The organism is Corynebacterium sp. LK10, from assembly GCF_008042455.1.
In the GTDB taxonomy this organism is placed as follows: Bacteria; Actinomycetota; Actinomycetes; order Mycobacteriales; family Mycobacteriaceae; genus Corynebacterium; species Corynebacterium jeikeium_D.
Map to the genome: position 1 here is coordinate 60,636 of NZ_NOVT01000021.1, position 18,024 is coordinate 78,659.

The following is an 18,024-nucleotide window of genomic DNA, read 5'->3' on the forward strand; positions in this document are numbered from 1 at the left end:
ACCACTATCAAGGGGGAGAAATGGACGAAATTCACGCGTGGGCTTACCTGAATCGTGTGATAGAGGCGACGCATCCGCAGATTGTGCGGCTCGTGACGGAGTTTGGGCCGGTAGAGGTAGCAGAGAGGATCAAGGCTCGCGCCGGGCTGCCGGAAGGTCTGCTCAATACGACGCAGGCACGGGCCGACGTTGACCAGAGCGGCCACGATTTGGAGCTGGCGGCAGCGATGGGGTGGCGTCTTATTTATCCGGGGCACCCAGAGTGGCCGGGGGAGCTGCTGTCCTGCTTTACGACGCTCGAAGTCCGTGACCGCGCCGATGCACCACCACTTGCGCTGTGGGTGCGTGGCCGTGACTTGCGGGACGTGGTCAGTGAAGCGGTGGCGATTGTCGGAACGCGGATGGCCAGCAGCTACGGGACACAGGTGGCGGCCCAATTCGCGGGGCAGTTCGCGAATGCGGGGGTTAGTGTCATCAGTGGTGGTGCGTTGGGTATTGATGCCGCGGCGCATCGAGCTGCGCTCGACGCTGGCGGCACTACGGTTGTGGTCGGAGCCGGTGGTGTAGGGGTTGACTATCCGCGGGCGCATGCAGAACTCTTCGACGGGATTGCAGAGCGGGGTGCGCTGATTACGGAGTATCCACTGGGGGTGCGACCTGCGCGGCATCGGTTTTTGACTAGGAATCGTCTGGTAGCGGCCCTATCGCGAGCAACCACAATCGTCGAGGCGGGCTGGCGTTCAGGGGCGCGCAACACAGCGCACTGGGCAGTGAGGCTAAACAAGCCCTTGGGAGCAGTGCCGGGACCGGTGACGCTGCAAACTACCTCTGGCTGTCATGACCTAATCCGCAGTGGCGAGGCTGTCCTGGTGTGTAGTGCCGATAATGTGCGGTCGCTGTATCGGTCAGTTGGCACAGTGAACGAGGATGCTCAGCTTGAATTGTTGTGGGAAAAGTCGGCGGTGCAGAAGCTTTCTCGAAACGAGCTCGCTGTCTACGACTCTCTGAATTCTGCGGAGCCAACGCCGGTGGGAGAAGTCGCAGCGCAGGCGGGATTGGCCGTGGCGCTTACGACACATTTGTTGCTGGAGCTGCAGGGACAGGGGCTGACCAGTCGGGTGGAGGGTGGGTGGTTGCGCCAGGAACAGAAGCGTTAGTGAGGCGCTAATAAAGCCTTCTGCAGAGAATCTCGAAAAAATCTTGAATTAGGTATTGCAATTCTCTGTACGCTCAGTAATATAGGCAAGGCAAGCCTAAGTAACTGTTACGGAAACGGGCTTGTGACATGGGTGAGGCAATAGGGCAGTGGCTCTGGCGAAAGTCGGAGTCACTGCCTTTTTCCGCTGTCTGGTGAGGTCTCGCGGTGTGCATCTACTAAGGTCAGAACCGTGAAGCGCGCAACCAATAACGACGACAGGACTGAGCTGGATCTCGGGTTATCCGCCAATATTGAGGCCGTGCTCATGGATTTTCTCGATGAGCTGACTTATTCCCGCAGACTCTCTGACGCAACCGTCCGTGCCTATCGAGCCGATCTCATCCCCCTCCTCGCCGGCCTGGACCACATCAGTGAACTCTCCACCCCTGTCATCCGTGCGCACCTCGGCGCGAAGCATGCGGAGGGTGCTGCGCGGTCATCGCTGGCTCGCTTAACGACGTCCATTCGCCAGTTCTGTAGTTGGCTCGTAGCTCGGCAAATTCTCGATGCTGATCCGTCGCTGCGGCTGTCAACGCCGAAGAAACATCAGCATCTTCCGGAAGTGCTCTCGCCGGAGAGGGTTGAGGAGGCAATCGAGAAAGTCTCATCCGAGGACAGCGCAGTTGCGGCTCGCGACTTGGCCATTGTGGAACTGTTGTATGCCACCGGGATGCGTGTAGAAGAGCTGTGCAAGGCCGACGTCTCAGATGTGGACTTTTCCCGCCACATCATCTCGGTAGTGGGTAAGGGGAACAAGCAGCGCATCGTGCCCTTCGGTGCACCAGCGGAGGCGGCACTCAAAGGCTGGCTCCAGGTGCGTGGAAGCTTTCATGCTTCCGCACAGGCCGAACATGCGCTTTTTCTCGGTGTGCGTGGAGGTAGATTGAATCCTCGTCAGGCGCGCCGAGTTATTCATAAATGGGCTGATGTTTCACCGCATGCTCTCCGACATTCTGCGGCCACGGCCATGGTGGAAGGTGGCGCTGACTTGCGTGTGGTGCAGGAGATGCTCGGTCATTCGAGTCTGGCGACCACGCAGATTTATACCCACGTCTCAGCGGATCGTCTCCGTGAAGTACATAAGCGGGCACATCCGCGCGCTTAATTGCGCAGGGTTGTTTAATTGCGTACAGGCTTGAGCACGATTGGTCTCCGCTGTATCAAATCCAGTGGGTTGAGATAGTCTTTGCCGCGCAGTGCGCCCCAATGCAGGCCCGGTTCGGGATGTTTGGCGTTGACCACAAGATGACCAATCACCTGGCCAGCGGCCACGTGGTCTCCCTTTTCTAACGCGGTATCTATGGGCTGATAGGTTGTGCGGATGCCATCGGCGTGCATGATTGACACGGAAGTCATTCCGGCGATCGAACCGGCGAAATGCACCACACCGGGAGCTGAGGCGCGGATTGGCTGGCCCGGGGAGGCGTTCAGGTCTACTCCGCGATGTCCAGGCTGCCAGCGTTTTTCCGGTGGGGTGTAGAAGCGTAGAACTTTGCCGTGCACAGGGAAAGTATGCGTAATAGCGGATATTGGCTCGCCGGTAGCTGCAGGTGGGCTTGGGGGTGTTGTTAGCGCGACAGCGAGCACGAATAGCGCTAATGTGCGCATTAGCGAGCGCCTGAAACTCTGCTTGGTTGTCATGCGCGATAGTGTGGCGGACGCTACACCCGTCGACAAGCGGCAGTGCATTGCAAACGGTTCTAGCTGTGGATGACTTTTTGTCCTGTGGATAGCAGGGCGTGTCAGATATTGCGACCTGCGCGATGTATCAGATAAGATGACGCTCGCGGTGTCTGCCTTAATCGGGCGGTCATTAGCACAAAGACTACGCGCGCGACCCATTCCGGCTGGTTCACGGGTGCTCGGCAAGAATATCTGTCGGGTGTGAGGCAGCGGGGGAGCGCTAGGGCACAGGGAAAGCCTGTGCGTGAACTGTAACCACCTATATCGGATAAGAAAGGAAGGGAAGCAGCCGCAGCCCTAGTCAGGCTGGACGTGAGGATCTTCCCTGAATATGACATGGCTGTTGTATCCATGCGAGAACTGCTCGATGCAGGTGTCCACTTCGGTCACCAGACCCGTCGTTGGAACCCGAAGATGAAGCGTTTCATCTTCACCGAGCGCAATGGCATCTACATCATCGACCTGCAGCAGACCCTGACCTACATCGACGAGGCTTTCGAGTTCGTCAAGGAGACTGTCGCTCACGGTGGCAACATCCTGTTCGTCGGTACCAAGAAGCAGGCTCAGGAAGCCGTTCAGAACGAGGCAGAGCGCGTTGACATGCCATACGTCAACCACCGCTGGCTCGGCGGTATGCTGACCAACTTCGCCACCGTTTCCAAGCGCCTGGCTCGCCTGAAGGAGCTTCAGGCAATGGACGCTGCTGAGAACGGCTACGAGGGTCGCGGCAAGAAGGAAATCCTGATGCTGACCCGTGAGCGCACCAAGCTGGAGCGCACCCTGGGCGGCATTCGCGACATGTCCAAGGTTCCGTCCGCACTGTGGATTGTTGACACCAACAAGGAGCACATCGCTGTCGCCGAGGCTAAGAAGCTGGGCATTCCGGTTGTTGCCATCCTGGACACCAACTGCGACCCGGATGACGTTGACTTCCCGATCCCGGGCAACGACGACGCAATCCGCGCTGCTTCCGTGCTGACCCGCATCATCTCCACCGCTGTTGAAGAGGGCCGCAAGGCTCGCGCTGAGCGCGAGGCCAACGCTGCTCGCGAAGCAGCAGGCGACGCTCCGATCGAGTCCGCCGCTGAGAACACCGACCAGGCTGCAGAGATGGACGCCGAGGGCTCCGCTGCAACTGAGACGGCATCCGCTGAGTAAAGCTGAACTTTCTAACCACCACAAGTTCTAACCACCACAAGGAGGAACGCCCAGCATGGCGAATTTCACTGCTGCTGACGTCAAGAAGCTCCGTGAGCTGACCGGCTCCGGCATGAAGGCTTGTAAGGACGCACTCGTCGAGACCGACGGCGATTTCGACAAGGCTGTCGAGATCCTGCGCATTAAGGGCGCAAAGGACGTCGGCAAGCGTGCAGAGCGCACCGCTGCCGAGGGCCTGATTGCTGTTTCTGGTAACACCATGGTCGAGGTCAACTCCGAGACCGACTTCGTTGCCAAGAACCAGGAGTTCATCGACTTCGCCAACAAGGTCGCCGACGCTGCCGCAGCAGTCAAGGCAAACTCCCCGGAAGAGCTCGCAGCAGCTGACCTCGACGGTCAGACCGCAGCTGAGGCTACCCAGGAGCTCTCCGCAAAGATCGGTGAGAAGCTGGAGCTGCGTCGCGCTGCTACTCTCGAGGGCGACAACATCGCTGTCTACCTGCACCGCCGTGCAGCAGACCTGCCGGCAGCTGTCGGTGTTCTGGTTGCTTACACCGGTGAGGGAGAGGGCGCTGCAGAGACTGCTCACGCAGCAGCTATGCAGGTTGCCGCTCTGAAGGCTCAGTACCTGTCCCGCGAGGATGTCCCGGCTGACCGCGTCGAGGCAGAGCGCGCTGTCTACGAGAAGATTACTCGCGAAGAGGGCAAGCCGGAGCAGGCTATCGCCAAGATCGTCGAGGGCCGTCTGAACGGCTTCTACAAGGACGTTGTTCTGCTGGAGCAGCCGTCCGTCGCTGACAGCAAGAAGACCGTTAAGCAGCTCATGGAAGAGGCTGGCGTTACCCTGACCGGTTTCGTCCGCTTCGAGGTTGGTCAGCACTAATTCGCTGTAATTTGTGCTCTAACCTCTAGCTGCTAGCTAGTGTGAATGCCCCATCCGATTGCTTCGGGTGGGGCATTTTGCTGCCATGTTGCAGACAATGCGGAGCGTCAAGTGTGCCTTGCTGTCGTGACCGGGTAGACTCGTCTGCGACTTTTTAAACGGTGTGAGAAAGGTGCATGGTCATGGCAGAATCTGTCGAGCGCAATGGCTTCAAACGTGTGATGCTCAAGCTCGGTGGTGAGATGTTCGGTGGCGGCAAGGTTGGCGTTGACCCGGACGTGGTGCAAAACGTTGCCCGACAGATTGCGGAAGTTTCCCGAAAGGGCGTCGAGGTCTGTGTCGTCATTGGCGGAGGTAACTTCTTCCGTGGCGCACAGCTTCAGCAGCGCGGCATGGACCGCGCACGCTCTGACTACATGGGCATGCTGGGCACGGTCATGAACTGCCTGGCTCTGCAGGACTTCCTCGAGCAGGAGGGCGTGGACTGCCGCGTTCAAACTGCAATCAACATGGCACAGGTCTCGGAGCCGTACCTGCCGTTGCGTGCTAAGCGCCACCTGGAGAAGGGCCGCGTGGTCATCTTTGGTGCAGGTATGGGTATGCCGTACTTCTCCACCGACACCACCGCGGCCCAGCGTGCCCTGGAGATCGGCTGCGAGGTGCTGCTGATGGCCAAGGCCGTTGACGGTGTCTACTCGGCCGACCCACGTGAGGTGCCGGACGCAGAGCTGTTCGATGACATCACCCACCGTGAGGTTCTGGAACGGGACCTGCGCGTTGCTGATGCCACCGCCTTCTCCCTGTGCATGGACAACAACATGCCGATTCTCGTGTTTAATCTGCTTACCGACGGAAACATTGCGCGCGCGGTAGCCGGTGAGCAAATCGGTACTCTCGTCCACAGCTGATAAATTTGTTCGTAATACGTTCTTTCCACAGAGCGCTCTAGAACTATCTAGAACCCGAGTAGAAACCCGAGGTTAAAAACACAATGATTGATGAAGTCCTGCTTGACTGTGAAGAAAAGTACGGTAGCTCCGTAGAGCACTGCCGCGAGGAGCTGACGCACATTCGCACTGGTCGTGCGAACCCGGCGATGTTCAATGGCGTTATTGCGGAGTACTACGGTGTTCCGACTCCGATTACCCAGATGGCTACCATTTCGGTTCCGGAGCCGCGCATGCTGCTAATTAAGCCGTATGAGCTGAGCGTTATGGGCGACATCGAAAACGCGATTCGCAACTCCGACCTGGGCGTGAACCCGACTAATGACGGCCAGGTTCTGCGCGTAACTATCCCGCAGCTGACCGAGGAGCGCCGTCGTGAGATGGTCAAGGTCGCACGTTCGAAGGGTGAAGACGCCAAGATTGCGATTCGCAATGTCCGTCGTAAGGGCATGGAAACTCTGAAGAAGATTCAGAAGGACGGCGACGCTGGCGAGGACGAGGTGCAGGCAGGCGAAAAGGAGCTGGACCAGGTCACCAAGAACTACGTCGAGCAGGTGGACTCCTTGGTTGAGCGCAAGGAAGCGGAACTGATGGAGGTTTAGGCCTTCATATTCAACCGGGAGAGGGGATTTGAGGCGCCAATGCCAACGTCGAAGCCAGCGTCCAATAAGGAACGTGTTCTAGACGAGCTACGGCTTATTAAGCCGCGTAACTCGGCAGGTCGGAACCTGCCGGTTGCAATTACGGTGGGCGTAGCACTTGGTGCAGTCGTCATCATCGGCTTGCTGCTGGGGGCGCTCGCCTGGACCGTTCTGGTCGCCGCGGCGGTTGGCCTTGCAACCTGGGAGGTCTGCGAGCGGCTCCGCGAGTCCGATTGGCAGGTCCCTCGCCCGGTTCTGATTTTCGGCGGACAGCTGATGGTGTGGCTGTCCGCCTACTGGGGGATTGACGGTCTGGTCATGGGCCTGACTGTTACCCTGATGCTTTTACTAGTCACCCGTCTGTTTTTGCACGGGATGGCTGAAGCACCACGGAACTGGCTGCGGGATGTCGCAGTCGGAGTTTTCGTGGTGATGTGGATTCCGTTCTTTGCGGCGCTAGCTGTGCAGCTGGTGCACATGGACAATCCCTGGGAAGTCGATCCCCGTCTGGTCATTGTGACCTTCATGATCGGGGTGATTTCCAATGACGTCGGAGGCTATGCCGCCGGTGTCATGTTCGGAAAGCATCCGATGGCCCCAAAGGTAAGCCCTAAAAAATCCTGGGAAGGGTTCGGCGGCTCTCTCGTACTCGCCACTATTACTGGAGCGCTCTGTGCAATCTTTATGTTGCACGCGCCGTGGTGGCAGGGCATCGTGCTGGGCATTGCCTTGGTTATCTCCGCCACGCTTGGTGACCTGATGGAGTCCCAGTTCAAACGCGATCTGGGGATTAAGGATATGTCCTCGATATTGCCGGGCCACGGCGGTCTGATGGACCGCCTGGATGGCATGCTGCCATCAGCCGCGATGACGTGGCTGATATTGCAGCTTTTCAGCCTGGTTTAATTTGGCTGGTTCAGTCGGGCTTTAGTTGTCGCCCTTACGAATCTGGCGGCGCAGATCAAACATTCGCCAGCCACCGATTAGCGCAGTGATGAGGGCGCCGAGGATAGCAGCGAACAGCATTCCGACACCGACCGGGAAGTTCCAGGCCCAGCCGAACAGGTTTAGTGTGGTCTCCTGCTGATTCTGCAGAATGAATACAAGCAATACGATCAGCAAAACTGCACTGATGACCAGGCCAACCCACATCGAGCCCGCGGTAGTCTTTTTCACCTTGCGCCGGCCAGGAGCGGGCGCTGGCTCCGGTGTGGAGTCCTTCTCTGCGGGCGCGTCAACGACTGGCTCTGGAAGGTTGTCCTGCTCTGGTGCAGGAGCCACGGAATCATTTGGAGAGTACGACGGAGTATCGTCGAAAAGCGGACTGTCGTTATTCGGCTGATTAGCGTTAGTCATACCTATCATTCAACACGTTTTGGCAGGTATGTACCACTTGTAAAGGTCCACTTAGTTGCGGCTGCCTAGTCGCTCATTAGGCCAAAACCGTTATTACATGCGAAAATGGGTGCCATCATGGCATCTTCACTTCCAATCGTTCTTAAAGCTCCACGTCGCGGCATGCCCGCGACCCATTTTGCGGACCTCGATGTTGAGGAACGGAAGGCTGCGGTCAAGGAACTGGGCCTGCCGGCCTTCCGCGCCGATCAGATTGCCCGGCACTATTACGGTCGGCTTGAGGCTGACCCTATGACGATGACTGATCTGCCGGAAGCAGACCGTCAAAAGGTCAAAGACAGTCTCTTCCCACCTTTGTTGACTCCCGTTCGCCACATCACCTGTGACGACGGCGAAACCCGTAAGACGCTGTGGCGTGCAGGTGACGGTACGCTGCTGGAATCCGTGCTGATGAAGTACCCGGGGCGTGCGACCCTCTGTATTTCCTCACAGGCCGGTTGCGGTATGGCATGCCCATTCTGTGCGACGGGTCAGGGCGGTCTGCAGCGTAATCTCTCCACCGCGGAGATTGTCGACCAAGTTCGTGAGGCCGCTGCCACTATGGCAGCCGAGGGCGGTCGCCTGACCAACATCGTATTCATGGGCATGGGTGAGCCGCTCGCGAACTACAATCGCGTTCTCGCCGCCGTCCATCGCATCACGCGGCCGTCGCCGGAGGGATTCGGCATCTCGATGCGCAATGTCACCGTCTCTACGGTCGGTTTCGCGCCGAACATCCGACGGCTTGCCGACGAGGACTTGTCAGTCACCCTCGCGGTGTCTCTGCACACTCCGGATGACGAGCTTCGCGATGAGCTGGTACCGATCAACAATCGCTTTACAGTAGCTGAGGTGCTTGATGCAGCTCGCTACTACGCAGACAAGACAGGCCGTCGCGTATCTATTGAGTACGCTTTGATTCGCGATATTAACGACCAGGATTGGCGTGCAGACTTGTTGGGTAAGAAGCTCCACAATGCTCTGGGCTCACGTGTCCACGTCAACCTGATTCCGCTCAACCCGACTCCGGGGTCGAAGTGGGACGCCTCTCCGAAGAAGCAGCAGGAGGAGTTCGTCCGCCGCGTACAGGCGCAGGGGGTACCGTGCACGGTCCGCGATACCCGTGGCAACGAGATTGCGGCAGCGTGTGGTCAGCTGGCGGCCGAAGAGGTTTAGCCGACAAATAGCAAAAAATCCGCACCGAATTCGGTGCGGATTTTCTTGTGCGCTGTAGCGCTATAGAGCTGTTGCTATAGAGCTGTTAGGCCAGACTTTCTGCAAAAGTGGCTAACTCTACTGGTTCTGGCCTTCCGGCAGGCGGTTCCAGGAGCGCAGCTGAGAGTCGGTCAGGTTAGCGTAGACGCCAGTGCCGTTAACCTGGTCGCGTGCCCACTCCGGCTCAATGTGGCCTTCCGGCTTGTTGTGACCGGTAACGGTGCGAACCTGAGAACCCTGCGGGGCGAACAATTGCAACAGCAGGCCAATAGCAATCAGGGCGGCGATGACGACCAGCCACCAGTTCTCGACGTTGCCTTTGTGGTTACCAATGGTCATGCCCAGCAGGAAGATTACGGAAATCCAGCCGGCCTTCTGCATAGCGCTCTTGCTAATGCCGTGCCAGCCCCACTTCGCCGACGGCTCGTCGAGGGTGCTGACGCCGCGGTAAATTTCTTCCTTTGGCTCGTGGTTGCTCACTTGAAAGTCCTCCTGTTAACACTTTCGGCGAATTGCACTCTATATGCACTTCAGTCTATCTGCGGTTTTGCTGAAAGCGACTGAGCGCATTTTCAGACAATCTTGAGTATCGGGTGTAAGGATACCTTAGAACTTGCTGAAATTGGGACTTAGCCCGGCCGGAAACTGTTCGCCGGTGTGCTCGTTTGCCCAAAGTGGGGGTAGGGTGAGCACTCGTGACATTTCTTCTTGGAGTTTTACTCTTCGCAATCGGCATCGCGGTGACAATCGCCCTTCACGAATGGGGCCATCTCACCGCAGCTCGCCTGTGTGGAATGCGAGTGCGTCGATACTTCATTGGCTTCGGCCCAACGCTGTTTTCCTTCAAGCGGCATCACGCTGCGGCAGGTGGGCATGACACCGAGTATGGAATAAAGGCAATTCCCTTTGGCGGATTCTGCGACATCGCAGGCATGACAGCAATGGATCCCATCGCTCCTGCCGAAGAACCCTACGCCATGTACAAGAAGCCGTGGTGGCAGCGCATTATCGTGATGCTCGGTGGGGTGGCAATGAACCTCATCGTTGGATTCATCATTCTTTACTTCATTGCCGTGACGTGGGGTTTGCCCAACATGGGTAAGGAAATGGCGCCACGCATTCAGGCGGTGCAGTGCGTCTCGCCGGCACAGCGTGCCGACGGCACGCTGGAGCCCTGCACTGGTTCCGGTCCTGCAGAGCGCGCAGGGCTACGTGCCGGAGATGTGATTGAGAAGATCAATGGCACCAAGATCACGTCCTACCCCGAGGCTGTGTCTCTCATCGGTAGCTCTGCAGGTGGCGACATCAAAATGACCATCGACCGCAATGGCAGCACCCAGACGGTCACGGTCACCCCGGAAGTCGTCAAGCGCAAGACTAACGACGGGCAGGACATCGACCAGCCAGCAATTGGTATCGCCTTCCAGCGCCCAGAGACCATCCTCCACGAGTACAACGCAGTGACTGCCATCGGTGGTGCGGCCAGCTTCACAGGCAGTCTTTTTGGGGCGGTTTGGAATGGGCTGCTCTCCATCCCGGAGAAGGTTCCCGGTGTGGTTGCGTCCATCTTCGGTGCTCAGCGTGACCCGGCCAGCCCAATGAGCGTCGTCGGCGCTTCGCGTGCCGGCGGTGAATTGGTGGAGATGAACCAGTGGCCGTCGTTCTTCCTATTGCTGGCCAACCTCAATTACTTCCTGGCCGTGTTCAACCTCGTGCCGTTGCCGCCACTCGACGGTGGCCACATCGCCGTTGTTATTTATGAACGCATTCGAGACGTGATTCGCAAGGCATTCGGTAAGCCAGCGCTTGGGCCTGCCGATTACACCAAACTCATGCCAGTTACTATGGCCTTTACCGCGGTTTTGCTGGTATTCGGCGTTCTGGTCATGGCCGCTGACGTGGTCAATCCAATTGTGCTGAACCGCTGATAGCAGGTTGCGGCGTGCCAGCGTCGTCGTAAAGCAAAGCGGTGCTAACGTCAGCCCACATGGAACAAACTTCGCGCCGCAAGCCCCTGCTTCGCAGTATCTCGGCTGTGGCAATCACGGGTCTGGTGTTGTCATCCGCCGCGTGTACGCCGCGGCCTGACACCGGGCGCGAGGTGCTCGAGGAATTCCTGGGGGCGCTGGCGGGAGGGGACGTTGCTAAGGCGGCGGCACTGACTGATCACCCGGACTCCGCTGAAGGAGATCTGAAGGCGGCCACTGCCGGACTCCAGCCGGAGGGGCTTGAGTATGAGATTGCGGGTATCGATTCCAGCTCGAATCAGTCCTCGGCCGAAGTCACCATGAATTGGCAGCTGCCGCATCAGCGACGCTGGGGATATGACACCACTTTCACGCTGACCAAGACTGAGGCTGGGCAACGGGATTGGGCGTTGCGCTGGTCGCCAGCATCCCTGCATCCACAGCTGGGGCGTAATCAGCACCCAGAATTGCGCACTATCGCAGCTCCACGTCCGTCTGTGGTTGGTTCGGACGGTGCGGCCTTGCTTGAGCCGGGGACTGTGCACCGGGTAATTCTCAATCGTGATGGGGCGGAGAATGTGCAGTCGTCGATTAACCGGGCGGCGACGGTCATCAATAATGAAATGCCGGAAGATGGTCCGAAGCTTGACGCGCGCGCTATAGGGGAGCAGGCAGCTGGTGGGAAGGGTAACTTTTCACTGATTGTGCTGCCGGCATCCACGCCGCAGCGAGTCAAGGATGAGCTCGCGGACATTGACGGAATTTCTGTTAACGATGAAGCAGCGATGGTGCGACCCGACCCGGGGTTTGCGCCTGATTTGATGAGCCGTGTGGAAAGGCTAGTGGACACTGGTGATCACGGTGCCGATGGCTGGAATATCGTGGCGGCCAACGAGGGCGGAGCAGTCGTCGGCACGCTCTATGAGGTGTCTCCGGATGTAGCCCCGGCGGTGCAGGCATCGATTAGTAAAAAGGTGCAGGACGCAGCGCAGAAGGCAGTCGATACGCGGCAAGATGCGAAGGCAATGCTGGTGGCTGTGCAGCCGTCTACGGGCAAGATTCTGGCGGTAGCCCAGACGGCGGAAGCGGATAAGGACGGCGACCTTGCGCTGATGGGACAGTTCCCGCCGGGATCGACGTACAAGATTGTCACTGCTGCTGCAGGTGTGCAGCACGAGGGGCTAAATGCGGGATCGACTGTGCCGTGCCCAGGTTCGATGGAGATCGGGCCGCGAATTGTTACCAACTACAACGGAAGTGGCGTCGGGGATACCTCGCTGAGCGATGCGTTCGCGCGGTCTTGCAACACCACGTTCGGCAACATCTCTCACAAATTGGAACCAGGGCAGTTCAAGGAGGAGTCCAAGAACTTCGGCATCGGCATCAACTATCACATCGCGGGCCTCGACACTATTACCGGCAGCGTTTCTGACGGCAGTGATGAAGTCGAGCGTATCGATGCGGGCTATGGACAGGGCAATGACTTGGCCAGCCCGTTTGGCATGGCACTGGTTTCCGCGACGGTGGCGGCCGGGCGCACTCCGACGCCGTCACTCGTGCCAAGCGCGGGAACGTGGCAGTCGCAGACATCGAAGCCACTTCCACCTGAGGTTTTGAATGAGATTCGCTCACTCATGCGGGCGGTGGTGACCTCCGGTACCGGTTCGGCCATTGCCGGACGCGGTGAGGTCTACGCCAAGACCGGTGAGGCCGAGTATGGAGGCGGCTCGCACGCTTGGTTCACTGGCTATCGAGATGACTTGGCCTTCGCCACGCTCATCGTCGGTGGTGGTGGATCCGAACATGCGGTGGCGATTACCGATGCCTTCTTCGCCAATATGGATGAAGGTTCAGGAGACGAGGGCTAGAGCATTTCTGGCTTCGAAACCGGCACAGGCCGAAAGGCTAATCCGGGGGTAGGGGTAGAGTATGTTCCATGACTCAGCGTTCTCCACTTACTCAGCAAAAGTCCACGCCAATTCGCACTGTTCCGGCACATATTGAACGGCCGGAGTACGCCTGGAAGGACGAGGTTCAGGAAGGCGTCGGCGAGCCGCTGGTACAGACTCCGGAAGATATTGAAAATATGCGAGAGGTCTCTCGCATTGCTGCCAACGCGTTGGTGGAGGCCGGCAAGGCCGTAACTCCGGGCGTGACCACGGATGAGATTGACCGGGTGGTGCACGAGTACCTGTTGGATCACGACACCTACCCGTCCACGCTGGGGTACCGCGGTTTCGAGAAGTCGTGCTGTGTGTCTCTCAATGAGATTGTCTGCCACGGTATTCCGGACACTCAGGTTATTGAAGACGGCGATATCGTCAATGTCGACGTCACCGGATACAAGAACGGCGTCCACGGTGACACCAACGCGACTTTCCTCGCGGGCAATGTCTCGGAGGAGCACCTCCAGCTAGTGGAGCGCACTTACAACGCCACCATGCGCGGCATTAAGGTCATCAAGCCGGGCCGTGAGATTAATGTCATCGGCCGCGTAATCGAGTCTTACGCTAAGCGTTTTGGATACAACACCGTTCGGGACTTCACCGGTCACGGTGTCGGTACCACGTTCCACAATGGTTTAATCGTTCTCCACTACGATGAGCCGAGCCAGGACACCATTTTCGAGCCGGGCATGACCTTGACTGTTGAGCCGATGATTAACCTTGGTGAGCTGCCGTACCACATCTGGGATAATGGCTGGACTGTGCAGAATGATGACTTCAAGTTCACCGCCCAGTTCGAGCACACGGTGCTGGTGACCTCCGACGGCTATGAAATCCTCACTCTGCCGGATGAGCAGAACGTGCCAGGTCAGTTCCAAACTGGTTGGAAGCCCGAGGCCTAACCCGTGCAGGCCCCTGCAGCTCTGATTGCCGGCTGCACCTCAGATGCCGGTAAGTCGGTTCTGGTCGCCGGCATGTGTCGGCTGCTCGCGCGCCGCGGCGTGAAGGTCGCACCCTTCAAAGCACAGAACATGTCCAACAACTGCGCTGTCACGCTTGACGGCGGCGAGATTGGGCGCGCGCAGGCTCTGCAGGCGCTCGCCTGTGGGCTGGAGCCGGATGTCTCCTTTAACCCGGTGCTTCTCAAGCCGGGCTCGGACCACACTAGTCAGGTGGTGGTGAAGGGCAAAGCCGATGGGCATGTGAGCGCTCTGACGTACCGGTCGCGTCGAAAAGCGTTGCGCGGGGTAGTCGCGGAGACATTGGAAGAGCTGCGGGGGCAGTTCGATGTCGTCTTGTGCGAAGGCGCTGGTAGTCCTGCCGAGGTCAATCTGCGAGAGTCAGACATCGCCAACATGGGCTTGGCAGAGCTCGCTGATTTGCCGGTTGTGGTCGCCGGCGACATCGACCGCGGTGGGGTGCTTGCACATTTCGTCGGCACGCATGCAATTTTGAGCCCCGAAGACCGCGCGCGGATTACCGGTTTTATCGTCAACAAGTTCCGGGGCGATGTTTCGCTGTTGACACCGGGATTGGACGTGGTGCGCGAGCACACCGGCGTGCCCGTACTCGGCGTAGTGTCTTTTATTCCGGGGCTGTGGATCGATGCGGAGGATTCGCTCGGCACAGTCGCTGGTGCGTCGGTAGGGCCGGCGAACGCACCGCTGGGTACGGAAACGTTGTCCGTGGCCGCCATTCGCTTGCCGCGCGTGTCCAACGCCACCGATATCGAAGCGCTTGCCTGTGAACCAGGGGTACACGTGCAGTGGACGGTCGATCCGTCGGTCGTTGCTCGCGCCGACCTGGTCGTGTTGCCCGGGACGAAGTCGACGGTCGCCGATCTCAAGTGGTTGCGCGAGCGTGGGCTTGACGACGTGCTGGAGAACCGAGCTGCCCGGGGGTTGCCGCTGATTGGCATCTGCGGTGGGTTCCAAATGCTCTGCACCACCATCACTGACTCGGTGGAGTCGGTAGCCGGGACAGTGAACGGGCTTGGAGTGTTCGATACCGACATTGAATTCGCGGGGACGAAGACGCTGGTGAGCCACCCGGATGGCTCTTACGAAGTCCACAATGGACAGGTTGTGCGAAGCAGCGAGGCGCCCTTTATCACTGAGCCTGAAGAAGGGGCGCGGCGTGGCATGGTGATGGGTACGCACCGCCACGGCTACCTGGAAAATGATCAGGCGCGCCGTCAGTTGCTGAGCGAAGTCGCAGTTGCCGTCGGTCGAGACGGCTTTGAGGTCAGCTCTAATACTTCGTTTGCCGAAGAACGGCTGCGGCAGATCGACCTGTTGGCCGATGCAGTCGAGGAGTACCTGGCTGGGCCCGCATTGGCCCAGGCCACAGGTATTGAACAGCTGGGCTAGTTATCGAACTCCAGGCCCAGGATTGCGTTTTCAATCAGCTCTGGCAGTGCTGGGTGAATCCAGTGCTGGCCCTTGACAACTTCGCGCACATCCATCTCGAAGCTCATCATCTGGATGCACTGCTGCACTAGAGTGGCAGCCTGCTCGCCGATGAAGTGCGCACCCAGCAGGCGGCCGGTGGCGCGGTCCGCAATCAACTTGGCAAAGCCATCGCGATCCTCCAGCGCCCAGCCGTAGGCGACATCGCCGTAGTTCTGTACCTTCACGGTAATGTCCGTGCCATTTTCCGCAGCCCAGGCGCGAGCTTCATCCTCGGTCATACCGACCTGACCAATCTGCGGATGTGAGAAGACTGCCGACGGAATGTAGCGGTGGTCAAATTCGCGCAGGTCCGACGGATTCAGCACGTTGTGGAAGACAACCTTGGCCTCATGGTTGGCAATATGCTTCAGCTGGTACGGGCTAGAGACATCGCCCAGCGCCCACACACCTTCGGCAGAGGTGCGGCCGTACTGGTCAACCTTGATGCGACCATCGTCGTGCATCGCCACACCACCGGCTGCAAGGTCCATACGGTCACCGTTGGGGATGCGTCCGGTTGCCACGAGCAGGGCATCGGCTGCGAGCTCCGTGCCGTCGTCAAGCGTGACCGTGACGATCTCGCCCTCCTGGGAGAGCTCAGTGATGGAGGTGTTCATACGGATGTCAATGTCGCGGGAGGCAACCTCGTGGAAGCGCTCGGAGATAGCGGCGTCTGAGCCACGCAGCATGACATCGGAGCGCACCAGCATGTGCACCTTCGTGCCGAAGGATGCGAAGACATGCGCGAACTCGCTAGCGATGTAGCCGCCGCCGACGACGATCATTTCGCGCGGAAGCTTGTCGACGCGCATGATGTTCTCGTTGGTGTAGTAATCGACCCCGGAGTCTGCGATGAGGCCCGGAACGTGAGGGCGGGAGCCTGCAGCGATGATGATGTTGTCGGCTGTGATGTCGACGGTTTCCTCGCCGATGCCGGTGCGAATAGTGCGAGGGCCGACGAACGTTGCGTGGCGGTCGTAGACATCGATATTGGGAGTCTCGTCCCCGCGGCGGTATGCCTCGCCGCCGTCGGCAATCTGGTCGACGCGCTGGGCAAAAACGCGATCCTGGATTTGCTTGAGATCAACGGAGCCGAAGGTGCCGTGCACGCCCAGGCGGCTGGCCTCGCGGATGTTGCGGGCGGCATCAGCGGCCAGAACGAACATCTTGGTGGGAATACACCCAACGTTGAGGCAAGTACCGCCGAAACGTCCTTCCTCCACCAGAGCGATACGGACATTGTCGTAGGCCGGGGCTGGAATGGAATTGCCGGACCCGGTTCCGATAATGATGACGTCGTAGTGGCGTGGGGTAGTCTCAGGCGAATTCTCAGTGGTCACAAGCACTCCTAGCATTCTGGTCAAACTAGTTTGGTTCAACCGTACTGAATGCTGATTTATTCCGAGTTCCTATTCTGTGCTCCTATTTTGAGCTGTCTCCTGGATTGACTGTGGCAAGGAACTGGAATGTCTCATTAAAAGCGCGGTCTAGTGCTTCGGGTGCGGAGAGATACACGTCGTGGAGAGCACCCGGAATCGCGACGTTGCGAGCCTGCGGTCCCAAGTGGGCAGTGGCATCGGCAATTTGCTCAGTGTTGAGGACAGAGTCAACGCGGCTGAGTTCCGGTGTGTAGTCGGAACCGAGAAGGTAGTTGTCCGAGTGGAGAACGAGCGTCGGCACGCCGGTATCGATACCGCGGCTGACACGTTGCTGGCCGACGATGATGGCATTGAGCCAACGCCAGTTCTTGTCATGGCCAGCCAGCGGCTTGAAAGTGCGGTTGTACTCCCAGCGTCCCTGGTGGTCGGCGCTAATGGATTTGCCATAGCCGCCCGCAGACTGCACCGGAATGAGACTGTTAGGGCGAATCCGCGACATAACGCGAGTCACCAGCGAGTACACGGGAGCCTTTGCCCGGGAAACGTGCAGAGTCAGCCACGGTGAGTTCAAGACGGCAGCTGTGACGGAAATATTGGGTGCTTGCGGGCAATGGCCGCCTGTGCTTCGTAACCAATCGAGCCAGAGCACGGCAATGAGACCACCAGTGGAGTGCGCATTAACAGTGACAGTTGTATGACCGGCGTGGTCTAACACTGCGAGTGCCCTGTTGAGATCCTCGAAGTAATTCGTTAGATCGCTGCAGCCATGCCAAGTCTGCCCCGGTTGGTGTGCGCGCCCGCACTTACGCAGGTCAATAGCGTAAAAGGCGTAGCCTTCGGCGTGGTACCGCTCCGCCACGTGCTTCTGGAAGAAATAGTCCGACATCCCGTGAATCCATAGAACCGCCGGACGTTTTTGGAAGTCGCTTGCCGACGAGTCGGGGCAGTAGCGGACCAATACCGCGTGTACGGATCCCTCACCGTCGGGATCCTGGCCGAGTTCGATGACATGTTGGCTGTAGTCTTCGCCTAGGTTATCGGGGTTAAAGGTGGGGGTAACGAAATCGGGAATATCGGTAGTCACAGGGTCAAGCCTAGCGCCGATTACCGGGGGTAGTGGGAATGTGTGCCACAATAGATTATGGACTGAGACGGTAGCTCT

Annotated in this window: 17 protein-coding genes; 12 read left to right on the top strand and 5 right to left on the bottom strand. The window is 58.7% G+C overall.

The window, feature by feature from the left end; translation table 11 throughout:
• The first annotated feature begins 20 nt into the window (after window positions 1–20).
• Complete coding sequence (gene dprA / locus CHU70_RS08880; protein ID WP_049189671.1) at window positions 21–1,157, top strand: DNA-processing protein DprA; 1,137 nt, start codon at window positions 21–23, stop codon at window positions 1,155–1,157.
• Between the two features lie 291 nt (window positions 1,158–1,448).
• Window positions 1,449–2,303, top strand: a complete 855-nt coding sequence (locus tag CHU70_RS08885; protein ID WP_049170927.1) for a tyrosine recombinase XerC — start codon at window positions 1,449–1,451, stop codon at window positions 2,301–2,303.
• 14 nt (window positions 2,304–2,317) lie between these two features.
• Here CHU70_RS08885 and CHU70_RS08890 read toward each other — a convergent pair whose 3' ends face one another.
• Window positions 2,318–2,839: a murein hydrolase activator EnvC gene (locus tag CHU70_RS08890; RefSeq protein ID WP_070429359.1), complete on the bottom strand. Its 522-nt coding sequence runs from the start codon at window positions 2,837–2,839 to the stop codon at window positions 2,318–2,320.
• A gap of 378 nt (window positions 2,840–3,217) precedes the next feature.
• Between CHU70_RS08890 and rpsB the strand changes: the two genes are divergently transcribed.
• The 5 genes from rpsB (at window position 3,218) to CHU70_RS08915 (ending at window position 7,416) form a co-directional block, all read left to right on the top strand.
• Window positions 3,218–4,039 (top strand): 30S ribosomal protein S2, encoded by an 822-nt coding sequence (gene rpsB, locus CHU70_RS08895; RefSeq protein WP_147719069.1) that lies wholly within the window; start codon window positions 3,218–3,220, stop codon window positions 4,037–4,039.
• Window positions 4,040–4,094: 55 nt separating this feature from the next.
• Complete coding sequence (tsf, locus tag CHU70_RS08900; RefSeq protein WP_048735543.1) at window positions 4,095–4,922, top strand: translation elongation factor Ts; 828 nt, start codon at window positions 4,095–4,097, stop codon at window positions 4,920–4,922.
• 182 nt (window positions 4,923–5,104) lie between these two features.
• Window positions 5,105–5,830 (top strand): UMP kinase, encoded by a 726-nt coding sequence (gene pyrH / locus CHU70_RS08905; RefSeq protein ID WP_005509726.1) that lies wholly within the window; start codon window positions 5,105–5,107, stop codon window positions 5,828–5,830.
• An 83-nt stretch (window positions 5,831–5,913) separates the two neighbouring features.
• Complete coding sequence (frr, locus tag CHU70_RS08910) at window positions 5,914–6,471, top strand: ribosome recycling factor (protein ID WP_038628675.1); 558 nt, start codon at window positions 5,914–5,916, stop codon at window positions 6,469–6,471.
• Between the two features lie 39 nt (window positions 6,472–6,510).
• Window positions 6,511–7,416, top strand: coding sequence for a phosphatidate cytidylyltransferase (locus CHU70_RS08915; protein ID WP_049170784.1), 906 nt, complete (start codon window positions 6,511–6,513; stop codon window positions 7,414–7,416).
• Window positions 7,417–7,437: 21 nt separating this feature from the next.
• On the opposite strand, the gene CHU70_RS08920 is transcribed toward CHU70_RS08915, so the two are convergent.
• On the bottom strand, window positions 7,438–7,866 hold the full coding sequence (locus CHU70_RS08920) for a lipopolysaccharide assembly protein LapA domain-containing protein (RefSeq protein WP_065421645.1): 429 nt from the start codon (window positions 7,864–7,866) through the stop codon (window positions 7,438–7,440).
• A 117-nt stretch (window positions 7,867–7,983) separates the two neighbouring features.
• Between CHU70_RS08920 and rlmN the strand changes: the two genes are divergently transcribed.
• Window positions 7,984–9,081 carry a 23S rRNA (adenine(2503)-C(2))-methyltransferase RlmN gene (gene rlmN / locus CHU70_RS08925; protein WP_049189669.1) on the top strand — a complete coding sequence of 366 codons (1,098 nt, stop codon included), beginning with the start codon at window positions 7,984–7,986 and terminating at the stop codon, window positions 9,079–9,081.
• Between the two features lie 117 nt (window positions 9,082–9,198).
• Here the strand turns inward: rlmN and CHU70_RS08930 are convergent, their stop codons facing one another.
• Window positions 9,199–9,600 (bottom strand): DUF2631 domain-containing protein, encoded by a 402-nt coding sequence (locus tag CHU70_RS08930; protein WP_016422566.1) that lies wholly within the window; start codon window positions 9,598–9,600, stop codon window positions 9,199–9,201.
• Window positions 9,601–9,815: 215 nt separating this feature from the next.
• Between CHU70_RS08930 and CHU70_RS08935 the strand changes: the two genes are divergently transcribed.
• The 4 genes from CHU70_RS08935 (at window position 9,816) to CHU70_RS08950 (ending at window position 15,402) form a co-directional block, all read left to right on the top strand.
• Window positions 9,816–11,048 (top strand): RIP metalloprotease, encoded by a 1,233-nt coding sequence (locus tag CHU70_RS08935; protein ID WP_070595125.1) that lies wholly within the window; start codon window positions 9,816–9,818, stop codon window positions 11,046–11,048.
• A gap of 59 nt (window positions 11,049–11,107) precedes the next feature.
• Window positions 11,108–12,955, top strand: a complete 1,848-nt coding sequence (locus CHU70_RS08940; protein ID WP_147719068.1) for a penicillin-binding transpeptidase domain-containing protein — start codon at window positions 11,108–11,110, stop codon at window positions 12,953–12,955.
• Between the two features lie 68 nt (window positions 12,956–13,023).
• Complete coding sequence (gene map / locus CHU70_RS08945; RefSeq protein ID WP_049189666.1) at window positions 13,024–13,935, top strand: type I methionyl aminopeptidase; 912 nt, start codon at window positions 13,024–13,026, stop codon at window positions 13,933–13,935.
• Between the two features lie 3 nt (window positions 13,936–13,938).
• Entirely contained in the window at window positions 13,939–15,402 is a 1,464-nt protein-coding gene (locus CHU70_RS08950) for a cobyric acid synthase (protein WP_070652944.1), read from the top strand.
• Here CHU70_RS08950 and mtr read toward each other — a convergent pair.
• A complete protein-coding gene (gene mtr, locus CHU70_RS08955; RefSeq protein ID WP_147719067.1) occupies window positions 15,399–16,823 on the bottom strand; it encodes a mycothione reductase in 1,425 nt (474 codons plus the stop codon). The two genes, CHU70_RS08950 and mtr, sit on opposite strands and share 4 nt — an antisense overlap.
• Window positions 16,824–16,905: 82 nt before the next feature.
• On the bottom strand, window positions 16,906–17,946 hold the full coding sequence (locus CHU70_RS08960) for an alpha/beta hydrolase (RefSeq protein ID WP_049170801.1): 1,041 nt from the start codon (window positions 17,944–17,946) through the stop codon (window positions 16,906–16,908).
• Window positions 17,947–18,024 lie beyond the last annotated feature (78 nt).